Origin of the sequence: Streptomyces sp. GbtcB7, from assembly GCF_019091445.1 — a bacterium.
GTDB classification, from domain to species: domain Bacteria; phylum Actinomycetota; class Actinomycetes; order Streptomycetales; family Streptomycetaceae; genus Streptomyces; species Streptomyces mirabilis.
The window spans coordinates 129,051-149,481 of sequence record NZ_JAGXJM010000031.1 but is presented as its reverse complement, the minus strand read 5'-3'; the positions used below and the strand labels follow the sequence as shown (position 1 = coordinate 149,481).

At 68.4% G+C, this 20,431-nt stretch carries 24 protein-coding genes and 1 pseudogene; 11 read left to right on the top strand and 14 right to left on the bottom strand.

What is annotated here, in order from left to right:
- Positions 1–106: 106 nt before the first annotated feature.
- Genes KVT44_RS39860 through KVT44_RS39850 form a run of 3 tightly spaced genes read right to left on the bottom strand, consistent with a single transcriptional unit; the run spans position 107 to position 1,330 of the window.
- Positions 107–454, bottom strand: a complete 348-nt coding sequence (locus tag KVT44_RS39860) for a hypothetical protein (RefSeq protein ID WP_217572656.1) — start codon at positions 452–454, stop codon at positions 107–109.
- Positions 448–876 (bottom strand): ATP-binding protein, encoded by a 429-nt coding sequence (locus tag KVT44_RS39855; RefSeq protein ID WP_075027199.1) that lies wholly within the window; start codon positions 874–876, stop codon positions 448–450. Before KVT44_RS39855 ends, KVT44_RS39860 begins: the two co-directional genes overlap by 7 nt.
- A 46-nt stretch (positions 877–922) precedes the next feature.
- Entirely contained in the window at positions 923–1,330 is a 408-nt protein-coding gene (locus tag KVT44_RS39850) for an NUDIX hydrolase (RefSeq protein WP_037644753.1), read from the bottom strand.
- A 107-nt stretch (positions 1,331–1,437) separates the two neighbouring features.
- Between KVT44_RS39850 and KVT44_RS39845 the strand changes: the two genes are divergently transcribed.
- The 10 genes from KVT44_RS39845 to KVT44_RS39800 all read left to right on the top strand — a co-directional run bounded on the left by KVT44_RS39845 (position 1,438) and on the right by KVT44_RS39800 (position 8,320).
- Positions 1,438–2,226, top strand: a complete 789-nt coding sequence (locus KVT44_RS39845; protein WP_010985167.1) for a GntR family transcriptional regulator — start codon at positions 1,438–1,440, stop codon at positions 2,224–2,226.
- Between the two features lie 177 nt (positions 2,227–2,403).
- Positions 2,404–2,760, top strand: a complete 357-nt coding sequence (locus KVT44_RS39840) for a hypothetical protein (RefSeq protein WP_217572655.1) — start codon at positions 2,404–2,406, stop codon at positions 2,758–2,760.
- Positions 2,760–4,139 carry an FtsK/SpoIIIE domain-containing protein gene (locus KVT44_RS39835; protein WP_217572654.1) on the top strand — a complete coding sequence of 460 codons (1,380 nt, stop codon included), beginning with the start codon at positions 2,760–2,762 and terminating at the stop codon, positions 4,137–4,139. Before KVT44_RS39840 ends, KVT44_RS39835 begins: the two co-directional genes overlap by 1 nt.
- Before the next feature lie 87 nt (positions 4,140–4,226).
- Positions 4,227–4,847 carry a DUF2637 domain-containing protein gene (locus tag KVT44_RS39830; protein ID WP_217572653.1) on the top strand — a complete coding sequence of 207 codons (621 nt, stop codon included), beginning with the start codon at positions 4,227–4,229 and terminating at the stop codon, positions 4,845–4,847.
- A 12-nt stretch (positions 4,848–4,859) separates the two neighbouring features.
- Positions 4,860–5,051 (top strand): mobile element transfer protein, encoded by a 192-nt coding sequence (locus KVT44_RS39825; protein ID WP_217572652.1) that lies wholly within the window; start codon positions 4,860–4,862, stop codon positions 5,049–5,051.
- Positions 5,052–5,066: 15 nt separating this feature from the next.
- Positions 5,067–5,261, top strand: coding sequence for a hypothetical protein (locus tag KVT44_RS39820; protein WP_010985162.1), 195 nt, complete (start codon positions 5,067–5,069; stop codon positions 5,259–5,261).
- A 25-nt stretch (positions 5,262–5,286) separates the two neighbouring features.
- A complete protein-coding gene (locus KVT44_RS39815; RefSeq protein ID WP_095854133.1) occupies positions 5,287–5,532 on the top strand; it encodes a SpdD protein in 246 nt (81 codons plus the stop codon).
- 166 nt (positions 5,533–5,698) lie between these two features.
- Positions 5,699–6,994 (top strand): replication initiator, encoded by a 1,296-nt coding sequence (locus KVT44_RS39810; protein ID WP_217572673.1) that lies wholly within the window; start codon positions 5,699–5,701, stop codon positions 6,992–6,994.
- Complete coding sequence (locus KVT44_RS39805; protein WP_190171837.1) at positions 6,987–7,169, top strand: helix-turn-helix domain-containing protein; 183 nt, start codon at positions 6,987–6,989, stop codon at positions 7,167–7,169. The genes KVT44_RS39810 and KVT44_RS39805 overlap by 8 nt, the downstream gene beginning before the upstream one ends.
- On the top strand, positions 7,169–8,320 hold the full coding sequence (locus KVT44_RS39800) for a site-specific integrase (protein ID WP_217572651.1): 1,152 nt from the start codon (positions 7,169–7,171) through the stop codon (positions 8,318–8,320). Before KVT44_RS39805 ends, KVT44_RS39800 begins: the two co-directional genes overlap by 1 nt.
- 736 nt (positions 8,321–9,056) lie before the next feature.
- Here the strand turns inward: KVT44_RS39800 and KVT44_RS39795 are convergent.
- Together KVT44_RS39795 and KVT44_RS39790 are read right to left on the bottom strand one after the other, a co-directional pair.
- Positions 9,057–9,482, bottom strand: a complete 426-nt coding sequence (locus tag KVT44_RS39795; RefSeq protein ID WP_217572649.1) for a hypothetical protein — start codon at positions 9,480–9,482, stop codon at positions 9,057–9,059.
- 285 nt (positions 9,483–9,767) lie between these two features.
- The gene (locus KVT44_RS39790) at positions 9,768–10,031 is read right to left on the bottom strand and encodes a hypothetical protein (protein WP_217572647.1); all 264 of its coding nucleotides are present in this window, start codon (positions 10,029–10,031) and stop codon (positions 9,768–9,770) included.
- Between the two features lie 338 nt (positions 10,032–10,369).
- Between KVT44_RS39790 and KVT44_RS39785 the strand changes: the two genes are divergently transcribed.
- A complete protein-coding gene (locus tag KVT44_RS39785; RefSeq protein ID WP_217572645.1) occupies positions 10,370–10,717 on the top strand; it encodes a hypothetical protein in 348 nt (115 codons plus the stop codon).
- A 438-nt stretch (positions 10,718–11,155) separates the two neighbouring features.
- Here KVT44_RS39785 and haaN read toward each other — a convergent pair whose 3' ends face one another.
- The 9 genes and pseudogenes from haaN to KVT44_RS39740 form a co-directional block, all read right to left on the bottom strand.
- Positions 11,156–11,629 (bottom strand): cyclophane-containing RiPP N-acetyltransferase HaaN, encoded by a 474-nt coding sequence (gene haaN / locus KVT44_RS39780; protein WP_143606206.1) that lies wholly within the window; start codon positions 11,627–11,629, stop codon positions 11,156–11,158.
- An 84-nt stretch (positions 11,630–11,713) separates the two neighbouring features.
- Complete coding sequence (locus KVT44_RS39775; RefSeq protein ID WP_217572643.1) at positions 11,714–12,877, bottom strand: FxsB family cyclophane-forming radical SAM/SPASM peptide maturase; 1,164 nt, start codon at positions 12,875–12,877, stop codon at positions 11,714–11,716.
- A 13-nt stretch (positions 12,878–12,890) separates the two neighbouring features.
- Positions 12,891–13,082 carry a HaaA family cyclophane-containing RiPP peptide gene (haaA, locus tag KVT44_RS39770; protein WP_217572641.1) on the bottom strand — a complete coding sequence of 64 codons (192 nt, stop codon included), beginning with the start codon at positions 13,080–13,082 and terminating at the stop codon, positions 12,891–12,893.
- 140 nt (positions 13,083–13,222) lie between these two features.
- Positions 13,223–16,003 (bottom strand): cyclophane-containing RiPP biosynthesis TPR protein HaaT, encoded by a 2,781-nt coding sequence (gene haaT, locus KVT44_RS39765; RefSeq protein WP_217572639.1) that lies wholly within the window; start codon positions 16,001–16,003, stop codon positions 13,223–13,225.
- Between the two features lie 405 nt (positions 16,004–16,408).
- Positions 16,409–17,086 (bottom strand): hypothetical protein, encoded by a 678-nt coding sequence (locus KVT44_RS39760; RefSeq protein ID WP_217572637.1) that lies wholly within the window; start codon positions 17,084–17,086, stop codon positions 16,409–16,411.
- A gap of 199 nt (positions 17,087–17,285) precedes the next feature.
- Positions 17,286–17,702 carry a PQQ-binding-like beta-propeller repeat protein gene (locus tag KVT44_RS39755; protein WP_217572635.1) on the bottom strand — a complete coding sequence of 139 codons (417 nt, stop codon included), beginning with the start codon at positions 17,700–17,702 and terminating at the stop codon, positions 17,286–17,288.
- Complete coding sequence (locus KVT44_RS39750; protein WP_217572633.1) at positions 17,674–18,195, bottom strand: hypothetical protein; 522 nt, start codon at positions 18,193–18,195, stop codon at positions 17,674–17,676. Before KVT44_RS39750 ends, KVT44_RS39755 begins: the two co-directional genes overlap by 29 nt.
- Positions 18,196–18,374: 179 nt before the next feature.
- A pseudogene (locus tag KVT44_RS39745) lies at positions 18,375–18,681 on the bottom strand (IS481 family transposase); the annotation flags it as partial.
- 42 nt (positions 18,682–18,723) lie between these two features.
- Positions 18,724–20,325, bottom strand: a complete 1,602-nt coding sequence (locus KVT44_RS39740) for a serine/threonine-protein kinase (RefSeq protein WP_217572631.1) — start codon at positions 20,323–20,325, stop codon at positions 18,724–18,726.
- Positions 20,326–20,431 lie beyond the last annotated feature (106 nt).

Genomic DNA, 20,431 nt, shown 5'->3' with positions numbered 1-20,431 from the left:
GAATTCGAGACCGTCATGACCACACCGGCCCTCCAGGTCGTGTGACCGAACCTGTCACCCAAACCTGCAGCAGACCCTTCGCACCAGAAGCCGCGGGTGTATCCGTTCACGGGGTCACTCCCGGCGGGTAGGCCACGAGGACGTAGCGCGTGTTCTCGTCGTGCAGGGTGAGTTGGTAGGCCGTGCCCGTGGTCAGGTAGGCGAGGGCTCGTTCGTGCTCGTTCTCGTCCCGCAGCCAGTAGCGGCCCGGCTGGGCGTATGCCATGTCGAGTTGGTCCGTGACGTTCCTCGTGCGTTCGCGAAGCCATCGCAGGGCCAGGCGGGGGCTCGTCGCATCGTGTGATCCCAGGGGGATCGGGCTGGTCTCCTGCAGTGGATAGGCCGTGGCGCAGCAGCGGTACGCGCCGCCCTGTCCTTCCGCGGCTAAGTCCTCGGGAGTGGTCGACGTCAGCACGGGTGGCCTCCCGGGCGGGCGCTCGTGAAGAGTTCCGCGGTGACTGTGTGGCCGGCCTGGCTGTCGTGGATCACGACTCGGTGGGCGATCGCGCTGACCATGCCGAGGCCTCGCCCGTGTGTGGCGTTCTGGTCGGCGTGCTCGGCCTTCGGCGCCGTCCCGGTGCCGCCGTCGTCCGTGACCGACAGGGCAACCACCTGGGAAGAGACCGCGAGAGCCAGATGGAAGCTGCCCGACTGCTGTCCGCTGGCGGTGTGCAGGATGGCGTTCGCGCTCAGCTCGCTCACGATCAGTTCCGCGTCCTCCGCTAAGGGCGAGCCGCGCAGGATGTCCCGGGTCCAGCGGCGGGCCCTGCTGACCTCTTCTGGGAAACCTGGGCAAGTGAGGCCCCAGACCCGTGCAGTGCTCGTATACTCGTGCATACAAGTTCCTTCGTGCTGGTAGGCCGCCATGTGCAGCGGGTTCGGGCTAGACGAGTTTCACGCCGTCGTGGGCGCGGATGGCCGGCGGGGACGCCGCGTCGAGTGCGTCCAGGACGCGGATCGCGTACGCCTCGTCGGCGAGTTCGGTGACTTCTTCGCGGGTGGCCCAGCGCAGTGCGTAGGTCTCGTCCCCGGTGGTGGGTGTGCCGTCGGCGGCCTCGCAGCGGAAGACCAGCGAGACGATCAGGCCCGTCATGTTCTTGTAGACACCGGTGAGGGTCGCGGGAAGCGCGATCTTGATGCCGGTTTCTTCGAGGACTTCACGTTGGAGTGCCTCGGGGAGGGTTTCCTCCCGCTCGACGATGCCGCCCGGGGGTTCCCAGTGACCGTTGTCGCGACGCTTGATCAGCAGGGCTCGGCCCTGGTCGTCGACAATGACTCCGGCAACGCTCACGGAGTGCGGGCGGTCAGTGGTCACGTTCCTCGGCCTTCTCGGATGGCTAGGCTCTCCACCGTAGCAACAACACTCGCCCACTCGTCTAGATACCTAAAGGAGTACTCGTGACCTCACTCCCGACCAGTCTGCTCGGCGACCTGGACCCCACGAGCGATCGTGCGGTGTTCCGGCAGATCGCCGACCAGCTGCGCGAGGCCATCGACCGTGGGCGATTCAAGGAGGGTGAAAAGCTTCCCTCGGAGGCTGAGCTCGTCGAGCACTACGGAGTGTCCCGGATGACCGTCCGGAACTCCTTCTCCATCCTCCAGGGCGAGGGGCTCGTCCATGCCGAGCATGGGAAAGGCGTCTTCGTACGACCACGGCCACCCGTGCGGCGGCTCGCCTCCGACCGGTTCGCCCGGCGCCACCGCGAACAAGGGAAGTCCGCGTTCATCGTCGAGGCCGACGCCGCCGGAAGTCACCCGCAGGTGGACAGCCTGGAGGTCAAGGAGGAGAAGGCCAGCCAGGACATCTCCACCCGGCTCGGCTCCGTGCGGCGTGTGCTCGCCCGCCGGCGCCGGTATCTGCTCGACGGGCGTCCGGTCGAGTTCGCCACCTCCTATCTTCCGCTCGACATCGCCCGGGACACTCCGATCGCCGAGCCCAATCCCGGCCCCGGCGGCATCTATGCCCGTCTTGAGGAGCTCGGCCACCGCCTCGACCACTTCGAGGAAGAGATCCGGGCCCGGATGCCCTCGCCGTCCGAGGTCAAGACGCTCCGGCTGGCTTCCGGCGTGCCCGTGATCCACCTGATCCGCACCGCGTACGACACCGAAGGGCGGGCCGTGGAGGTCTGCGACACGGTCATGGCGGCGGACGCCTACGTCCTGTCGTACCAGCTCCCGGCGACGTGATCGGCGTGAGGAGCGGGTGATCCGCGGTGGTGCGCGAGGCCGCTTCCCGGAACTCGTACACGCCAACAGGCATACTCGTATAGACGAGTGGGCAAGTTGTGTGGCAGGGTGGTCATCGTTCCCGGAGATCGGGTTCGAAGGCTGCATCTTGTATAGACGAGTAGATAGGAAGAACTCTTGCGCACCATCCGTGTGGAGACCTCGGCCGCGACGATCCTGCTGACCGAGGCGCCCGAGCCCAAGGTCCGCGACCGGCAGACCGGAGAGATCGCCAAGGACATCAATAGCGGCGAGGCCCTGATGACGATTGGCGTCGTCTACATCGAGGAAGGGGAGTCGTCCCTGATCAAGGTCACGGTTCCGGAGAGCGGGGTCTCCGAGGGGCTCGCGCTCGGCGCTCCGATCTCGCTGCCGGGGCTCGTGGCCCGGCCGTGGGAGAGCGTGTTCAACGGGCAGCAGCGGCACGGCATCGCCTACCGCTCCGCCGCCGTCACTCCGGCCGCGTTCCCTGTCGCCATGGGGGCCACGGCCTGATGACCGATCTGGCAACGCTTCTGGAGGTGGGTGGTCCTGTCGCCGCGCTCGGCGGCGGGGCTGCCTACACCCGGGCCAAGCGCCCCGGCGTCTACTGGTCCACGGTAGGCCTCCCGATATCCACGGCCCGGCTGCTCAGCTCCTACAGCTCGGTCATGGAGGCCTGCGGCCTGACCGTCGCTCCCTCCCGGCTGCGGGTCCTGGCGGTCAAGGCCACCACCCGACGGGAGATACGCCCCGTACCGCCTCGTCGGGGAATCATCCGGCCCACCTCGACCGGGTTACGGCTTCGTCTGCGGCTCGCCCCCGGGCAGGAACCCGCCGACGTCGCCGCCTCGGCCGAACGGCTGCGGCACGCCTGGGGCGTTCACGCCGTGTACGTCACGACCGTCAAGCCTGGTGTGGTCGAACTGCGGCTCGTCGGCTTCGACGTGCTGCGGCGGGTACGGATGCCGCGCAAGGTCGATGGCGGGTTCCTCAAGGTGCCTGTGGCGCTTCGGGAGGACGCGACTCCCTTCGTACGGGACTACCGGACCGTTCCTCATCAACTGACCCTCGGCGCAACGCTGTCCGGCAAGTCCATGTACCTGCGGCATCTCGTCGCCGGACTTGCCCCGCAACCGGTCGCCCTGGTCGGCATCGACTGCAAGCGTGGTGTGGAGCTGGCGCCGTTCGCTGCTCGGCTCTCGGCGCTGGCCACCGACCCGGAGCAGGCGGCCGAGCTGCTGCCGGTGCTCGTCAAGGAAATGGAGGACCGATACGACCTGATCAAGGTCCGGCAGGGGATCGCGCCGGACGCCCCCGACGAGGAGATCACTTCCGACATCTGGGGACTGCCCGAGTATGAACGCCCCATACCGATCGTGCTGTTCGTCGACGAGGTGGCCGAACTCTTCCTCGTCGCCACGCGCAAGGACGAGGACCGGCGCGACGAGATGGTCACCCAGCTCATCCGTCTCGCTCAGCTCGGCCGCGCCGCTGGGATCTACCTGGAGGTCTGCGGGCAGCGCTTCGGTGCCGAACTGGGCAAGGGGGCGACCATGCTCCGGGCCCAGTTGACCGGCCGTGTCTGCCACCGCGTCAACGACGAAGCCTCCGCCAAGATGGCGCTCGGCGACATCGCCCCCGAAGCGGTCTCCGCCGCGTGCGCCATCGCTCCCGAACGGCCTGGTCTGGCCGTGGCCGGTGACACCTCTGGCGGCTGGTCCCGCATCCGCACGCCGTATCTCTCCCTCGGCGACGCCGCTGAGATCTGCCGCGAGTCGGCCCACCTGGTGCCCGACCTGCCCGCGCTCAAGCGCTTCCGGCCCGACGTACCGGTACGACCCGTCGAGACGGCGGCGGCCCCGGTACTCCAGCCGCGCCCCGTCACCGACTGACGCTCGCCCTTCCCCACCCCGGTCGGCGTGACCGCCTCGCGCCAACTCCCTACCTCTGCCATGCCTGAATCCGGAAGGAGCCGCAGCATGCGCGCCCAACTGGCCCGTGTCGACGCGGTACTCGTACAGGCGCTCATCGCCGCAGCGCTGTCCTTCGCTCACCTGCACGACGTCGCTTCGGCGGCTGGTCAGGACGGGTGGAAGGCGTGGGCGTATCCCGTCTCGGTCGACCTGCTGCTCGTCGCTGCCTGGCGCCGACTGCGGACCGGCGACGCGAAAGCGGCCGGATGGTGCTGGTTCGTCATCGCGCTCACCGCGTCCCTCGGAGCCAACGTCGCCACCGCTGGACTCCTCGACCTGGACCAGGTGCCGGCATGGCTGCGCATCCTCGTCGCGGGCTGGCCCGCGGTCGCCTTCCTCGGCGGAACACTCCTCGCCCACTCGGCCCCGGTCCCGCACGAGGACACCGAGGACGAGCAGGACCAGGAGGACGCGCCCGATCCCGCCCCGGAGCTCCCCGGACTACCGGCTCCCGAGCCGACCCCCGCTCCGCCTGCCGTAGCCGTCCCGGCTGCCCTGGTCGAACACGCCCGCAAGGTCGCCGCCGAACACCACACCCGCACCGGAACGGCCATCGACACCCCGACCCTCCGCGCCCGGCTCGGCGTCCCCGCACCCATGGCCGACGCCATCGCCGCCCACCTCTGAAAGGACATCCGAGTGACCCCCAACCGCCGCTTCCGCTCCGTCACCCGTATCGGCCCCGTGCAGGTCGGCACCGCCTACGACAACCGGGGCCGTGAGAAGCACACCGCCGCCTGCACCGCCCCGCGCTGCGGCTTCTCCGCCGACTACGACAGCCGCGCCGCCGCCGAACTTGCCGCCCGCACCCACCGCTGCCCCGTCCGCTGAAAGGACCCGCACCACGTGACTGTCAGCCTCCCGCTTGTCGTCGTCCTCGGCTTCATCGCCTGGGGAGCGGTCAAGTTCCTCGGCGTCCGCACCTGGATCGTCGTCGTGATCGCCCTGTTCGGCTTTCTGCTCTCGCACACCTTCATGGCCCCCGCCATCGACTCCGGCACGCGTTCCGGCGTGGGCATTGTCAACGGCTCACATGACTAGACGAGTAGATGAGGAGAGGTTCGCTGTGTTCCTGCCCAAATACCCCGACAACCCGACCCCGCCGCCCGCACACACCCACGCCCCGGCCGATCCGGCACCCGTACGACGCACGCTCCCGCAGATCTCCATCAGCCCCGGAGCGGTCGCGGCCGTCCTCGTCGGCGGAGTCGTACTGACCGCGCTCCTGGCCGCCGTCGCCGTCACGGCCATATCGGTCGCCATCGCCGCCGTGGTCCTGCGCTCGATGCTCCGCGACCACCACCGGCGCTGAACGGCGCCTGATGCCCCGGGGCGGTTCGACACGGCCAAGCATCCACCGCCCCGGGGCTCATCCCTCCTGACCAGCGCAGCAAGCCAGCCAGAAGGAGAACGCCATCTTCACCCGCCCCACCCCGCCCCCACTGCCCGAACTCGCCAAGCTCGCCCAGCACGGCACCCTGCCCGGTATCCTCCGCCAGCTCTCCGGACTCGGCGGCTGCACGACCCCGATCCGCCTCGACGGCCACCGCACCGAATACGACGTCAACACCCGCACCGGCGAGATCGGCAACGTCCTCCACCGCCTCGACTCCTCCACCCTCCCGGCCGGTCACCTCCTGGTCCGCTGCAACAACCGCCGCACCACCCGCTGCCCGGCCTGCGCCGAGGTCTACCGCCGCGACACCTTCCACCTGATCACCTCCGGCCTGCGCGGCGGCAAGGGCATCCCGGAACGCGTCGCCGCCCACCCCCGCGTCTTCGCCACCTTCACCGCACCCAGCTTCGGCCCCGTCCACAACTGCCCCTCCGGCTCGGCCGGTTCAGTCCGCCGCTGCCGCTGCGGCGTCCTCCACGACCAGGACGACGCCGAGCTTGGCACCCCGCTCAACCTGGACACCTACGACTACGACGCGGCCGTCCTCTGGAACGCCCACGCCGGTCCGCTGTGGCGGCGCTTCTCCACCTACCTGCGCCGAGAGGTCGCCAAGAGGGCCGGGCTCTCACAACGCGCCTTCCGCCAGTACGCCCGGGTGTCCTTCGCCAAGGTCGCCGAGTACCAGAAGCGCGGAGCCGTCCACTTCCACGCCGTCATCCGCATCGACGGCCCCGAAGGAGGCAACACCCCGCCCCCGGCCTGGGCCACCGCCGAGCTGCTCACCGACGCCATACGCGCCGCCGCTGCTCACGTCCGCGTGGACGGCCCGCTCATCGACGGACGCGCCCACTCCCTCACCTTCGGCCGTCAGATCGACGTCCGCACCATCCGATCCGCCGACTTCGACGGCGGCCAGGAGCTGACCGAGCGGGCCGTCGCCTCCTACATCGCCAAGTACGCCACCAAGGGCGCCGAGACCGCCACGGGAGCTCTCGACCGCCCCCTCAAGTTCCTCGCCGAACTCGCCCAGCTCGACATCACTGACCACGCCCGCCGACTGATCCGCACCGCTTGGACCCTCGGCGCCCGCAAGGACCTGGAAGACCTCCGGCTCCGTGCCTGGGCCCACATGCTCGGCTTCCGCGGCCACTTCTCCACCAAGTCCCGCCGCTACTCCACCACCCTCGGTGCCCTCCGTACCGCCCGCGCCGAATGGCGACGCGCCCAAGCCACAGCAGCCACCGAGACCGAGACCGGCACGACTTACGTCCTCGCCCACTGGGCCTTCGCCGGGACGGGCCTGTCGTCGGCCGAAGCCTGGCTCGCCGCATCCCTCGAACCCGCCCCCGGAACAGAAGGAGAACCGACGCATGCGTGACGAAGAGCTGTTGACCGTGGCCGACGTCATGGCGCGGCTCAAGCTCGGCCGGTCGACGGTCTACGACCTGATCCGCTCCCGTCGGCTCCCCTCGATCACGATCGGCCGGTGCCGCCGCATACCGGCGCGGGCCCTCAGCGACTACATCACCCACGAACTGGAGGCGGCTGCCTGATGGCCGGTCAGCGCAAGCGCAATCCCAACGGCGCGGGAACGATCACCAAGCGCAAGGACGGCCGGTTTCAGTGCGCGGTCTACGTGCTCCAGCCGGACGGCACCCGGGCCCGCAAGTTCGCGTACGGCAAGACCTGGGCCGAGTGTGACGCCAAGCGCCGTGTACTGCTCGACAAGGTGGACCAGGGCATGCCCGTGCCCACCAAGTCGGCCAAGCTCTCCGAGTGGCTGCCGTACTGGCTGGACAACGTCATCAAGCCCCGACGGAAGTTGAGCACCTTCGACAAGTACGAGGCACACGTCCGGCTCTATCTGGTGCCGCTGCTCGGCGCCAAGCGTCTGGAATCGCTCGGTGTCGCCGACGTCCGCCGCTTCCTCGTACGTCTGGAGAAGCAGACGACCGCCGCGACCGCCAAGGAATCGCACCGGGTCCTGCGCTCGGCGCTGTCCTCGGCCTGCCGGGAGGAACTGATCACGCGCAACGTCGCCAAGCTCGTCGAGCCGCCCCGCGCGGACACTCCTGAGCTGCACCCTTGGACCCTCGACGAGACGCTCGACTTCCTCGCCGCCTCCCGCAAGGACCCGCTCTACGCGGCCTTCGTCCTCGCCATCGCCATGGGCCTCCGCCGGGGCGAGATCATCGGCCTCCGCTGGTCCGATCTGGATCTCGACAATCGTGTCCTGTACGTCCGTCAGCAGACGCAGCGCCGCCGTGGCGTCCTGTACGACGACGATCCGAAGAGCCGCCGCCGTCGCGCCGTACCGCTGCCCGCGCTCTGCATCGCCCCGCTGCGCTGGCACCGGATGCGGCAGTCCGCCGCACGCGCCAAGGCGGGGGAGAAGTGGCAGGCATCCGGCTACGTCTTCACCACCCGCACCGGCCGCCAGGTCGAGCCGCGGAACGTCTACCGCTCCTTCACCCGCATCGCCGACTCCGCCGGCATCCGAGTCGTCCGGCTGCACGACGCCCGACACGGCACGGCGACCCTGCTTACAGCGGCCGGAGTCGCGCCCCGCGTCGTGATGGAGATCCTCGGCCATTCTCAGATCAGCATCACCATGGACGTCTATACGCACGTCGTTCAGGACACGCAGCGCGAGGCCATGAGTCACATGGATCGGCTGCTCAGGAGGCGTCCCGGTCGTCAGTGACCGTGCTCGTTGATGTCAGCTGTAGATGTCAGAGGCCCAGCAGCTCCCAAATTTGGGAACTGCTGGGCCTCTGAACTGGTGCCCCCGGCAGGATTCGAACCTGCGACACCCGCTTTAGGAGAGGGTCTATAGCTGTCCCTGTCTGTGTTGATCTTCCCCGGGATTCACTGTTCCTCCTGGTCAGCGGGGTGGTGCCTTCCGTCCCTGTCCGATCCTTCCCCGCCTTTACACGGCCTTCCGTTCCCATGACGTTCCCATGGGGGCCCCAACGAGCCCGTGGGAACGAGGGCGGGGGAGTCGTCTGAGGTCAGCAGCGGTCGTCGAAGCGGTGAGCACCGCAGACCACTTGGGGGCGACAAAGGCCCCGCCCCCATCAGGGGTCGGGACCCTCGGCCGTCTACGCGGGCCCTGTTCGGGCCGCTGAGCTCAGGCTAGCGGCTCAGGTTCAGCCGCGGGAGGTCAAGACGCACCAGAGGCCCCTGCCGGAGCGATGGTCGATTGAGACCACGGCCGAAACGGTGCCACGCTCGGCCAGCCCTAGCCCTCGAAGTCGTCCCGGGTGATCCGCAGGGTCCCCTCGCTCCGAACGGCGACGAGTTCCGTGGCGACTGCCGGAGATTATCGAGGCGTCGGCGCCAAGTCGTTGCTGACGGAGAAGATCTCCTGGAGCCTGGTCAACGCCTTCCCCAACCGCACCTTTCGGTGGGAGGGAATCGGCGGCTCCCAGCCGCAGACGTCAGGGAGCCTTCCGGTTCGCCCGCTCGTATAGTGCCGTATAACGCCGGAGCGCCTCGTCGGCGAGCTCCTTGTCCAAGCGCCCTGCCAGGATCCGCTCGTGGGTTGCACTTACGGGGAGTCTACGCGCCTTGAGGCGCTTGACCTTCTGTTTGGCATCCGTGAGCGAGGCTTCAGCCAAGGCAAGCGCGGGCCGGCGGCCGGATGCCTCGTCGATCTTCCGCTCAAGCCGAGCGGTTGCGGAGTCGAGTTGATCGAATCTTCGGCAACGCTCGCACACGAGGCCGCCAGATCTCTGGAGCCGGAAGAGGAACTGGTGGCAGGCGCTACACGGGGATGAGAGCGCGAAGAGCGCCAGTGGGACTCTGTTGCCGGATTCTGGCACTTGGCCGCCCGTTTGACGGACGTGGCGGACCTTGTTGTGCATCGGCCAGACTCCTCCCTAGCTTGCTCTTGAGCCGCGTACTGGTCCGGCCGGCTGAAATCCTCTGTTACCGGGACATGGAGCGCTGCCGTCTGTGACTGTCAGAGTGTCGAGTAACGGAGCACAGAGTGGCCGCTGTGACGAGTCTCCCGGTAGATGTCCCCGCCGTCGAGCCATTGGAGGTCGGTTTCGAACCGAGTTCTACTTGATCCTCGACATCCGCGCAGATTCCCCTCCACTCATGGCCATCCCATCCGACTGCACAGGAGTCCAGGCAGGCTCATGCGGTCAAGTCTCGGGTGTTCCCCGGTGTGCACCGTTGAGGGTGAGGCGGATTCGTGCCAGGGCCTCGGCGATCTCCACCATGTCCTCATCGTCGGTGCCGTAGACCACGCACATGTCGTCATGGAGCGGTTCGAGTATCCGCTGGGCCTCGTCGAGTCGCTCCTGGGACAGCTCCAGGAATCCAATGGTGCGCCGTAGTTCGGCCGCTTCGTCGCGTGCGTGGCTGTCCACGGCCTTCACTTGGCGTAGGACGGCCTCGAACTTCACTTGGGCGACCGTCGCCTGGCCCCGTTCCGCGCGTAGTGCGCGGCCTGGGCGCGACAGGAGCACGCCTCTCTTCTGTTGGTGGGTCTGGAGGTGCGGGAGAAGGCGCCGGCGAGCGCGTCGAACTCGGGCAGGGCACGGCGGTAGTCGCCGCCGAGTAAGCGGACCGCGGCCCGTGGTGTTGCTGGCCGTGGCCACCACGAAGTAACAGGTCGCACCCGCCCACGGAATGACCGTCCCCCGATCCTTCGCGGACGGGGCAGGGTTGAGTAGGAAGACGCCCCCTTGATCTGAGTAGCGCGACGGATCCCCTGTCGGAAGGCAGTTGCTTCGATGGAGCTGTGAACGAAACGGCCATGAGCCTTCACGACCAGCACATCGAGCGGGACCGCGCGCTGCGGCACCGCGCGGTGCTCGTCCTCGCGCTGCTATTTCCGACTGTCATCGCGTGCCTCCTCTTTGTCGGCGTGTCGGAGCGCGCGTCCCGGTGCGTCACCTATGGCGAAGAGTGCTTCTCGGTACCAGGGACTTGGATGTACACGTGCTTCTTCGTGTCGCTGGCCGCCGGAGTTGTGGCGGTCATCTGGCCCCGGGCCTGGCTGCCCTGCCGTACTGCGCGCGCGTGGGCCGTGGGGGTGCAGATCGCGGCTCAGGCGGTGCTCGCACTGCTGATCCTCAGCTTCGCGTGAGCGAGGGCGCGCGGTTCGCTCATCAGCGGCCGCCCGAAGCCACGGTTCCCTCGCACTCCTCGCATCGTCGTGTCGCTTGCCGCCTCGTGTTGCCCTCTGTCGCAACCGCCGGACAGCTGCTGCCCAGGCGGTCCCAGAGCCCGGGCGCCGGGGTAGGGATCCAGCCCCAGCGTGGTGCCTTCACCAACTCCTCGGTGAGGTGCGTGCACGCTCCCGGCAGGTGCGCGTACTGCGTGGGCGAGATCAGGATCGTGTCGGCGAGAAAGCGCCGCCATTCCTGCTGTGACTGGAAGGCAGGGCGCGCCTTCGGAACAGTCCCGTCAGGTGGGCAGCCACAGCCCAGCCCGATGATGCACTCACAACGTTCGCAGCGTCCTTCCTTCACAGCCCCGCGCATTCCGCTTCCCCCGGCAGGGCCCCGTGCCCCGCTTCCAAGACTCACGTCGCGCTGGTGAGGACCCGGTAGACGATCTTCCCGTCGAACTCAGCGAACCCGAGCGACTTGTAGAACGCACGAGCGCCGGGGTTGTCACGGTCCGTCATCCACTCGACGCGGCTGCACCCGGGACGCGCGGCGGCGACGGCACGGAGTTCGTCCATGAGCCGGGCGCCGACGCCCTGCCGACGGAGGGTGTCGCGGACGTACAGCTCCTTGAGGAAGAGGGAGTGCGTGGAACCGGCACTGGGCCAGAGGAACGAGTAGGCGGCGAGACCGACGATGTCACCGGCTTCGTCTTCGACCAGGAGCGCGGACGCCAGCGGCGGGGAGCCGAAGAGGGCCTCCTCCACCTGGGCCCGGCGTTCCTCGAACGGCTGGATCTCCGTCGACTCGTAGAACCGCTCGATCTCCTCGATCAGCTCGGCCACAGCCGTGATGTCCCGCTTGTCGGCGGGCCGGATCGTCACGCTCATCGGCATCTCCCGTCCTTCCTCGGCTGCTTCAGTCTTTTCGTTCACTCGCTCCAACGCGTGATCCCATCGTGGGGTACGACGTGGCTACGGAGGCGGAGCAGTCGACGCGTAGGTGTCGTCCCATCCGTGCTGTCGCAGGGAGCCCTGGACGTGCCGAATGAGGTGCTCCAGGTCCGCGCAGTAGACGGAGGGGTTCCGGTAGCCGCTGCCGGTGCTGAAGCGATGCGGGAGATAGCCCCCTCCGCAGACGTCCACCAGCGGGCAGCTCTGGCACTGCTCGGCGAGCGCGGCCTTGCCGTACTGCCGGTGCATGAGCTTCGGATGCCGGAGGGCCTCGTCGAAGGACTGGTTGAAGACGTCGAGTCCGAGCCAGGAGGCGCCCTCCTCGACGGACCGCAGGGTGTCCACGCCCTCAATGGTGCCGTCGGACTCGATGACGACACTCGTCGGCGGGGCCAGGCCGAGCGTCTCCACCGACCCACGTACGCCGGAGCTGAGGGCCACGATGTCCTCCAGCATCCTGACGCTGTGCTGGTACTCGGGACGGGCGAGCCAGGCGTCGTACACCCGGCTCATCCACAGCCCGTACTCGGGCACGCTCGGGTCGTGGCGGTGCGGTGGGTCGTCGTGAGTGCCGTGCGGCAGGCCGAAGTCGATGACCGGCGGCTCGAAGGAGGCCAGGTAGTCGTGGACTTCCACCGGGTCGTTGGCCAGGTCCACGACGGCGAGCAGTCCCGCGAACAGGTGCGGCCGGGACCGCAGGAGTTCGATGCCGCGCACGGTGGCGGCGGCACTCGACCGCCCGGCGTGAGTCAGCCGGTGCAGGTCGTTCGCGGTCGGCGGCCCGTCGAGGCTGACGCCCACGGCCACCTCGTACTGCTCAAAGAGGTCCAGCCACGCTTCGGAAAGAAGCGTGGCGTTGGTCTGGAGCTCGAAGCGGACCTCCGTGCCATCCGGGATCCCGTCCCGGACCGCGTCCAGCAGATCGGCCATGTGCCGGGCACCGGCGAGCAGAGGCTCCCCGCCGTGCAGCACGACATGGACAGCCGGCAGGCTGTGCGCCGTGACGTGTTCGCCGATCCGTCCGGCCGCGGCTCGGGCTACGTCCAGGTTCATCCGGGCGGGCAGGCGCCGCGCCACCTGGTCCTTGGAGTTGAAGACGAAGCAGTAGTCGCAGTCGATGTTGCAGCGGTTGGCGACCTTGAGGATGAACGTCCGGAAGGGGGCGATGTCTTCGAGCAGCGTCATCGAGCGAGAACGCTCAGAAAGGCCAGGGCCAGATGAGCGAGGCCGCATGGGCGCCGTCACCGACACGGTTCGTGGCGGCCTGTTCGACTGCCTGCCGCTGCCGTACGCGAGCGGCGACGCGGTCCAGGACCACGTTTCCCTGCGCGGACTCCCGACCGGTGACGGCCGCGGCGTGCGGTGCGGGAACGGATGTGCGTGACGGCATTCAACGCTCCTCGTGATGCGTGATGGACGTGCCCGGAAGCCGACGCCAGCACGGTGCGACGGCGGTTGAAGCGACAGGTCGGTTCGCAACGTAGCAGCGCCGGCACTCACCGCAACATACAGAAACTGGCCATGCCCAGCTCACCCCGCCTGCGACACCAAGAGCCGCTCGATGTCGCCGACCGACGCACTTACTCCCAACTGGCGGTACACGGTGACCGCTTCACGCAGCGGCCCCTCGGCCAGGGCAGGCCGGTCCACCGTCCAGTCGCAGCGACCGATGCCCTCCAACGCGCGTGCCTCCTCCAGCGGGCAACGGATGTCCCGGGCCAGGTCCAGTGCCTCCTCGAAGCGCCCGCGCCCCGCGGCCGGATCACCAGACGTGCGCAGCAGCGTTCCCCAGTGGTTCAGCACCTCCGCCTCGCCGCAGCGATCACCGAGCTCGCGCAGGATCTCCAGGCTCTGCTGGAACGCCTCGACGGCACCGCCCTGCTCACCGACGAGCCCGCGGGCGACGCCCAGCTCGCTCAGCGAGGCGGCCTCGCCGCCGCGGCTGCCGAGATCGCGATACGCCTCCAGAGCCTCCTCCAGCACGCGGATCGCTGTCGGTGCGTCGCCAGACAGACGGTCCAGCACCCCGAGGTGGCGGATGCTGTTCGCGCGGCCGAAGCGGTCGCCGAGATCGGTGTAGTGCTCCAACGCCTGGGTGTGGGCTTCGCGAGCACCCTCGAGATCGCCGGTGAGCCGCTGCACCACGCCCAACTCATTTAAGGCGTAAGCCTGGTGAACCCGGTCGTCCAGCTCCCTGTAGATGTCGAACGCTTCGCGCTGACGCTGGGTGGCCAGGGCGTACTCGCCCATGAGGCAGTGCACGATGCCAAGGTCCCGTAGTGAGTTGGCCTCTCCATACCGGTCGCCGAGCTCGCGGTAGATGGACAGTGCTTCGGACTGTGCCTCGACCGACGCTTCGAACCGGCTCGTCTGCCGACGCACCATGCCGAGGTCCGCTAGGGAGTTGGCCTGTCCGTGCCGGTCTCCCAGCTCGCGGTAGAGGGCGAGGGCCTCGGTCTGGGCGCGGGCCCCGGCGTCGTTGTCCGCGGTCAGATACCAGACGATGCCCACCTGGTTCAGAGCGTCCGCCTTGCCGCGCCGGTCGCCGGCGGCCTCGTACTGCGTCACCGCCTCGTTCAGGGCTTCGGTCGCCTCGGGGTAGGCGGCCATGAAACGTCGTACGACACCGAGTTCGGTCAGCGCGCCGGCCAGCGCCCGCTGATCGCCGGTGTGCCGGGCGGCCTGGGCGGCGGTCCGGTGAAGCCCGACGGCCTGGTCCCAGGGCCCGGCCTGCCGCAGGAAGGGAGCCATCGCCGCGGCCAGCCGGATCACCAGGTCATGCAGGGCGAGCCCGCTCGCCTCCCGAATGCAGGCCAGTACGTTGGGCCGCTCGTTCTCCAGCCAGCCCAGAGCCGCCGTACGCGATTCCATGGGTGGGGTCTCCACCTGCGACGTGCCGTCCGGCGGAGGCGGCCCGCCCGCGCCATCGCGAACGATGTGCCCGTTCGCGACGGCGAGAGCGGCCAGGTAGTAGGCGCACACACGCTGAACAGCTTGTACGTGGTCCATGCTGTCCCCTTCGTCAGCGAGACCGCGGGCGTAGTCGCGTAGGAGGTCGTGGAGCCGGTAGCGGCTTCCGGGGTGCTCGTTGATCAGGTGGGCGTCGTAGAGTGCGTCGAGCTGCTGACGGGCGACCGCAAGCGAGACCGCGCCGAGTGCGGCCCCGACGTACGCGTCGAGATCCGTACCGGGGTAGAAGCCGAGGCTCTGGAAGAAACGTTGGCGTTCCGGAGCAAGGTCCCGGTAGGAGAGACCAAACGTCGCGGCCACCCCGCGCTCCCCAGCGCGCAGTTCGCCCAGTCGGTCACGGGCGGCCGACAGTCGCTCGCTCAGGTCCTCAGCGGTCCAGGACGGATGGTGCCGCAGCCGTGCCGCGAGCAGTGACACCCCCAGCGGCAGGTACCCGCACAGCCGCACCAGTTCCTCGAGTGCGTACGGGTCGAGGGTGTCCGCCGACCGCCCGCTGAGCCGTATGAACAGGTCGACTGCGTGATCGGGCGGCAACGCCTCCACCGGCAGTACGACCTCCTCGTGCACCGCGAGCCGCTTGCGACTGGTCACCAGCACAAGACAGCCACTCCCACCGGGAAGCAGCGGCTCCAACTGCCGGTAGCTGGAGGCGTTGTCGAGGATGAGCAACGCCTTCTTCCCCGCCAGCCGACTCCGCCACATGGCGGCCCGCGCCTCCGTGATCGCCCCCACGTCGTCGCCGACGGGTATCTGCTGCGTCGGCACACCGGCGGCCGTGAGGAGCGAGGCCAGCGCCTCGGTCGCCTGCACCGGGCTGCGGCCCGTCGTGTGCCCGTTCAGGTTCACGAAGAGCTGCCCGTCGGGGAACCGCTCGGAGAGCACGTGCCCGGCGTGCACAGCGAAGGTGGTCTTCCCGACGCCGGGCATCCCGTCGATCACATGGACGGGCAGGGCCTCCTCGTTCTCCTGCGAGGCGCGCACCGAGCTCACCAGCAACTCCAACTCGGCGGAACGGTCGGTGAAAGCAGTGGTGTCGCGCGGCAGCGAACGGAGCACCAGCGCAGCGCCGGGCGGACCCGACCCGTCATCCGGCCGCACCATCGGGTCCGGACTCCGCCCTGATGCTCGGTGATCGTCCAACGCGGCAAGTAGCGCCGTCAGCCCGGCCGTGACAACGCCCAGCATGACGAACGACAGCCAGGGGTGTTTCTGTAGCCAGCCCAGCCAGGAAGGCCAATGCGACTGTGCTGATACGGCGTTCGTGACCAGGCCCACGAGCATCGTGGTCACCGCGCCGCCACCGGCGACGAGAGCGATCGCCGCGCCCCGTCTGCTTCTCATGCCTGAGACTCCACTCCGAAGAGGGACGAACTACGCGTAGCCAGTTGAAGGCACACATGGACCTGAGCAGTTGGTGCGCTGCGTAGCGCAGCCCCGAGTGGACGTCGGCTTCGTGACGGGTGGGCCGGGTGTACGGCCTCCACCTCCAGGCAGACGAGCTGACACAGCGCATGCAGGTCCACCCGAAACACGCAGACACCCCCCCCGAGCCCGACATCCCACCGCTAGCAAGCGGACCAGCAGTCGCGGACGCTGGTCAAGGTCGGCTCTGCGCCACGTACCGCCGCGTACCAGCCATTTCGCATCTCTTGCGGCCTGACAGCGGCAACAGCAGGCCGGGCCTTCGGCACGACCACGCATGCCCCGCGCCGCGTCGGCGAAGCCACGGGCGCTTGCCGCTGGTGGTCAGGGCAGTTGCTTGCCACAGGAGAACAGCGCCGCCTCGACCTGCTCTGGCAGGACGCCTCGTTTCTGCGCGCAGTCGTGTACTCCCTTCAGGTACTGCCTGTACTGGTCCGTGGTCCAGCCGTTCTGCGGCCAGTCGGCGCCGACCGTTCCCAGGTTTTTGAGAGCTCGCGAGACGACGCTGTCCAGAATGACCGGCCGATAGGGACAGACAGGGCTCTCACCCCCGGCGAAGTACAGCACCTTGGTGAAGAACGCTGCCCCCAGGTGGGGGATGTGCTGGTCGTTGTTGAAGGCCCAGTACCCTTCTGCAGCTCCTCGCCCCTGGAGCGCCGCGAGTGCCGCGTCGAGTCGCGCGTCGATGTCAGTATTTAGAGAGTGGCGAAAGATTTGCGCGCGCCGGTCTACTGACCGGGCCTTGGTACCCGTGCCCCAAACCAGCGCCGCGACGAGCAGGTGCCGACGTCCTTCAACGGTGTCCGCTTTGAGAGCGATGCTGAACACGGTTCGGCGGTCCACTCGCGGCCACTTTCCCACGAGCGGGCATGAGTCGAGTTCGGCCGGCCACCATGTGGCGTCTGGCAGCACGGGTATCCAGCGGGCTCGGTTGAAGGGGATCGCCTGGCTGAGCACTGTGTCGCGGTCCGGCAGATCTAGATCGTGGGGCAGGACGATCACTCTGGCTCCTTGATGTGGACGCCTGTGTTGCAGATGTGGTGCGCGGCGTTCGGGGCGTTGCCCTTGGCGTACCCGAAGCGGATGCGCCGCATATACGGCGGCTCCGTCATACCTGGAGCGATCGGTCGACGGAGGGTTCAGCGCCGCTCATGGCCCTGGTGAAATCCGGCGGACAAGGACTGGTTCCCGTTTCTCACTGTCAGCTGGCGGGTCCGGCGCCGGTGGCGGCATCCAGGGCGAACAGCGTGGCGTCGCTCTTGCCGATGCCGTCGTTGCTGCCGACGTAGACGGTGCCGTCGACCTCCGCAGGCGAGGAGCGGACAGCACCGCCGGTTGTGTAAGTCCACCGCTCAGTGCCCGTGGCAGCATCAAACGCGTACACCTTGCCGTCGTCGCTGCCGACGTCGAGCGTGCCCTCGACCACCGCCGACGAGGAGAAGACACGGCTGCGGGCGGTGCGGGTCCACCGCTCAGACTTCCGTCTCTCATCCCGTTGCGCGTCATCAGCTCTGGCCGGCGCCACGATTTCAGGTGTGGCCACCTGAGGGCCATTGATCCACTGGATGTCGCCCTCGCGCCATTGGTACTTAGCTTTGAGCCAAACCTCCTGCCGCAATCGGTCTTATGTTGTCCAGGTAAGTGGAGATCTGCTCTACTGCGGGGGCTTCCTGCTCCGCCAGCCTGTCGCGCACCAACGTCGCGTCGGCAGTTGATAGTTCCAACAGAGGCCGCCGGAGTCGGATACTCCAGGTCGCTTTCTTAGGGAAAGCTGTGAGACGGTCGACCAATGGGGCTAGTTCGACACCAGTGCGATAGGCAGTCAGCGTTCGCACGTCGAGATTACAGCCAGACGTGAACGTACGGCCCGCGATCTCGATTGGTTCGTCGAGGGGACTCACCGGAGAGGCGACGTACGCGCGGCCAATGATCCGCCCCCGGTCGCGGGTAGGGCTGTGCCAGCAGTTACGCGTCGTGTAGATCAGCAACTCGTCCCCGAGCTCGAGCCGTTGCGCTTCGATCCACCGACGCGCGGGGAAGGCCATTCGCTGACGACGCAGAACCCAGGCGACGGCTTGGCGCTCTCCAAGAACGAGCAGATAGGAACGCATGCAGAGAGTCTACGGGCGCCTCCGGGATGCGACCGCGCCATAGCGGGAAGCTTGCGGGTCTAGATGACTGGCCACGCTCACTGCACAGCATCACCGGACACAAGACAGCATCACCCGCTACATGTCGAGTCTCAGTTGATGGTTGACCGGTTGGCGTCGGGTGATGCTTGACGTCTGCCCTAGACGCTTTTCCGGCGGTTGTGTTCGCCGGCCTTGCGGACCACCACCTCCCTCTTGGTGACACGTGGGACGGTAATGATCAGCTCCGTGTCGTGGAAGATGCGGATCACGTCATCGCTCAGGTGGACGGACGACCCGGTGGGCATAGCCGCGGCCCAGCTGGATGCGCTGTCCGGCGACCATGAAGCCGCCGACACTGCTGACCGTCCGCTCGGCCTGCTCAGCAGGCGGTGGCAGCTGGGGAGGCGGGCCTACCGGACGACCCCCTTGAAGGCGGCTGCAGGCCGAGGCCAACAGCGGGCTGGGTCCGGCGATCTCGCGATGGCTCGCGGTCGGGCAGGTACTCGGTCAGGTCTCCGGTGTTTCCCGGTGTGCACCGTTCAGGGTGAGGCGGATCCGGGCCAGGGCCTCGGCGATTTCCACGGTTTCCTCGTCGTCGGGGCCGTAGACCACGCACATGTCGTCGTAGAGCGGTTCGAGCATCCGCCGGGCCTCGACGAGGCGCCCCTCGGATAGCTCCAGGAATCCGATGGCACGGCGCAGTTCGATCGCCTCGTCGCAGGCGTCGCTGTCCACGGCCCGCACCTGGCGGAGGACGGCCTCGAACTCCTGTAGGGCGACCGTAACCTGGCCCAGTTCGGCGCGGCAGTGCGCGGCCTGGGCGCGGCAGGAGCGCGCCTTTTCGCTGGTTGGTCCGGCGGTGCGGGAGAAGGCGCCGGCGAGGGCGTCGAACTCGGGCAGGGCTCGGCGGTAGTCGCCGCCGAGGAAGCGGACCGCGGCCCGTTCCATGCGCAGGTCGAGCACCTCGCCGTTGTCGGAGCCAAGCGCCAGTGCGGCCGGCTCGACAGCGTTGCTGAGGACCTCGGCAGCTTGGGCGAACCGCTCCTCCTTGAGCAGGGAGTTCGCCTGGGCGCGTGCTGCCTTGATGTCTTCGCGGAGCCGGGCGACGGCCGCTGCCAGCGGTACAGGTGGCGGTTCGGCGTGGGTGGGAGGGAGGTGGGACGGCTGGGTCCCGGTGCGGGGGCGGGGTGCGTACGGCTGCCGGTAGATCCCTGTGGGGTCGGGGGTACCGGCGGGGCCGACTTCGTCCGGCGCTGGGATCCGGCCGGGTGGGGGCAGGAACGGCAGCAGCCGCTCGTACACCTCCTGGGCGTCGGCGGGCCGGCGCTCCGGGCGCTTGCGCAGCAGGTGGAGGACGAGTTCCTCCAGTGCTTCTGGGACGTCGTCCCGCAGCCGGCGCAGCGGTACGGGCGCGGCCTCGACGTGCTGTCGCATCAGCTGGTACGCGCCATCTCCGTCGAACAGAGGGCGCCCGCAACACAGTTCGTGCAGGATGCAGCCGAGGGCGTACAGGTCGCTCTGCGGTGTGACTCGTCCGCCTTGGACTTGCTCGGGTGCCATGTACTGGCTGGTGCCGACCGGATTTCCGGTGGCGGTGATCCTGGTGATGTCGGTGCGCAGGACCGCGGCGATGCCGAAGTCGAGGACCTTCACCGTGCCATCCTCTGCCACCAGGATGTTGGCGGGCTTGAGGTCCCGGTGGACGACCGGCACGGCGTGCGCATGGGACAGCACCGTGCACACCTGGGCCGCGACCGCGGCCGCCCAGGACATCGGCAGCGGCTGGTGGGGGTCAATGTAGTCGCCTAGGGGGATTCCGTCGACGAGCTCCATCACCAGGTACAGCCGCTCGTGCGACTCGTTGAGCACGGCGTCGTAGACCTGGGGGACACCGGGGTGCTGGATGCGTGCGGTGACGCGTGCCTCGCGCTTGAACCGTTTGGCGAACTCCTCGGCCATGGAGGGTGTGGCGATGGCGGCCTGGCGTACGAGTTTGACAGCGACGGGGCGATCGAGCACTCGGTCGTAGCCGCGCCACACGTCGCCCATGCCACCGTGGCTGAGGGGTTGCACGAGTTCGTAGCGGTCGGAGATCACCTGTGATGGCACGGCCCCGTCTCCCCCTCATGCGGCCTTGTCTGTCGTGCGTCGATGCGTCTCGGTCCGGCACTGGTGGCGTCCGGGTGCTGCCTCAGTGTGGCGGCCGCGGTGATCT

Bases quoted from the DNA above. Each gene is read 5' to 3' on its own strand.
- KVT44_RS39855 (WP_075027199.1), bottom strand. From the start codon at position 876: ATGCACGAGTATACGAGCACTGCACGGGTCTGGGGCCTCACTTGCCCA.
- KVT44_RS39835 (WP_217572654.1), top strand. From the start codon at position 2,760: ATGACCGATCTGGCAACGCTTCTGGAGGTGGGTGGTCCTGTCGCCGCG.
- KVT44_RS39830 (WP_217572653.1), top strand. From the start codon at position 4,227: ATGCGCGCCCAACTGGCCCGTGTCGACGCGGTACTCGTACAGGCGCTC.
- KVT44_RS39805 (WP_190171837.1), top strand. From the start codon at position 6,987: ATGCGTGACGAAGAGCTGTTGACCGTGGCCGACGTCATGGCGCGGCTC.
- KVT44_RS39800 (WP_217572651.1), top strand. From the start codon at position 7,169: ATGGCCGGTCAGCGCAAGCGCAATCCCAACGGCGCGGGAACGATCACC.
- KVT44_RS39795 (WP_217572649.1), bottom strand. From the start codon at position 9,482: ATGCACAACAAGGTCCGCCACGTCCGTCAAACGGGCGGCCAAGTGCCA.
- haaN (WP_143606206.1), bottom strand. From the start codon at position 11,629: ATGAGCGTGACGATCCGGCCCGCCGACAAGCGGGACATCACGGCTGTG.
- KVT44_RS39775 (WP_217572643.1), bottom strand. From the start codon at position 12,877: ATGACGCTGCTCGAAGACATCGCCCCCTTCCGGACGTTCATCCTCAAG.
- haaA (WP_217572641.1), bottom strand. From the start codon at position 13,082: ATGCCGTCACGCACATCCGTTCCCGCACCGCACGCCGCGGCCGTCACC.
- haaT (WP_217572639.1), bottom strand. From the start codon at position 16,003: ATGAGAAGCAGACGGGGCGCGGCGATCGCTCTCGTCGCCGGTGGCGGC.
- KVT44_RS39750 (WP_217572633.1), bottom strand. From the start codon at position 18,195: ATGCGTTCCTATCTGCTCGTTCTTGGAGAGCGCCAAGCCGTCGCCTGG.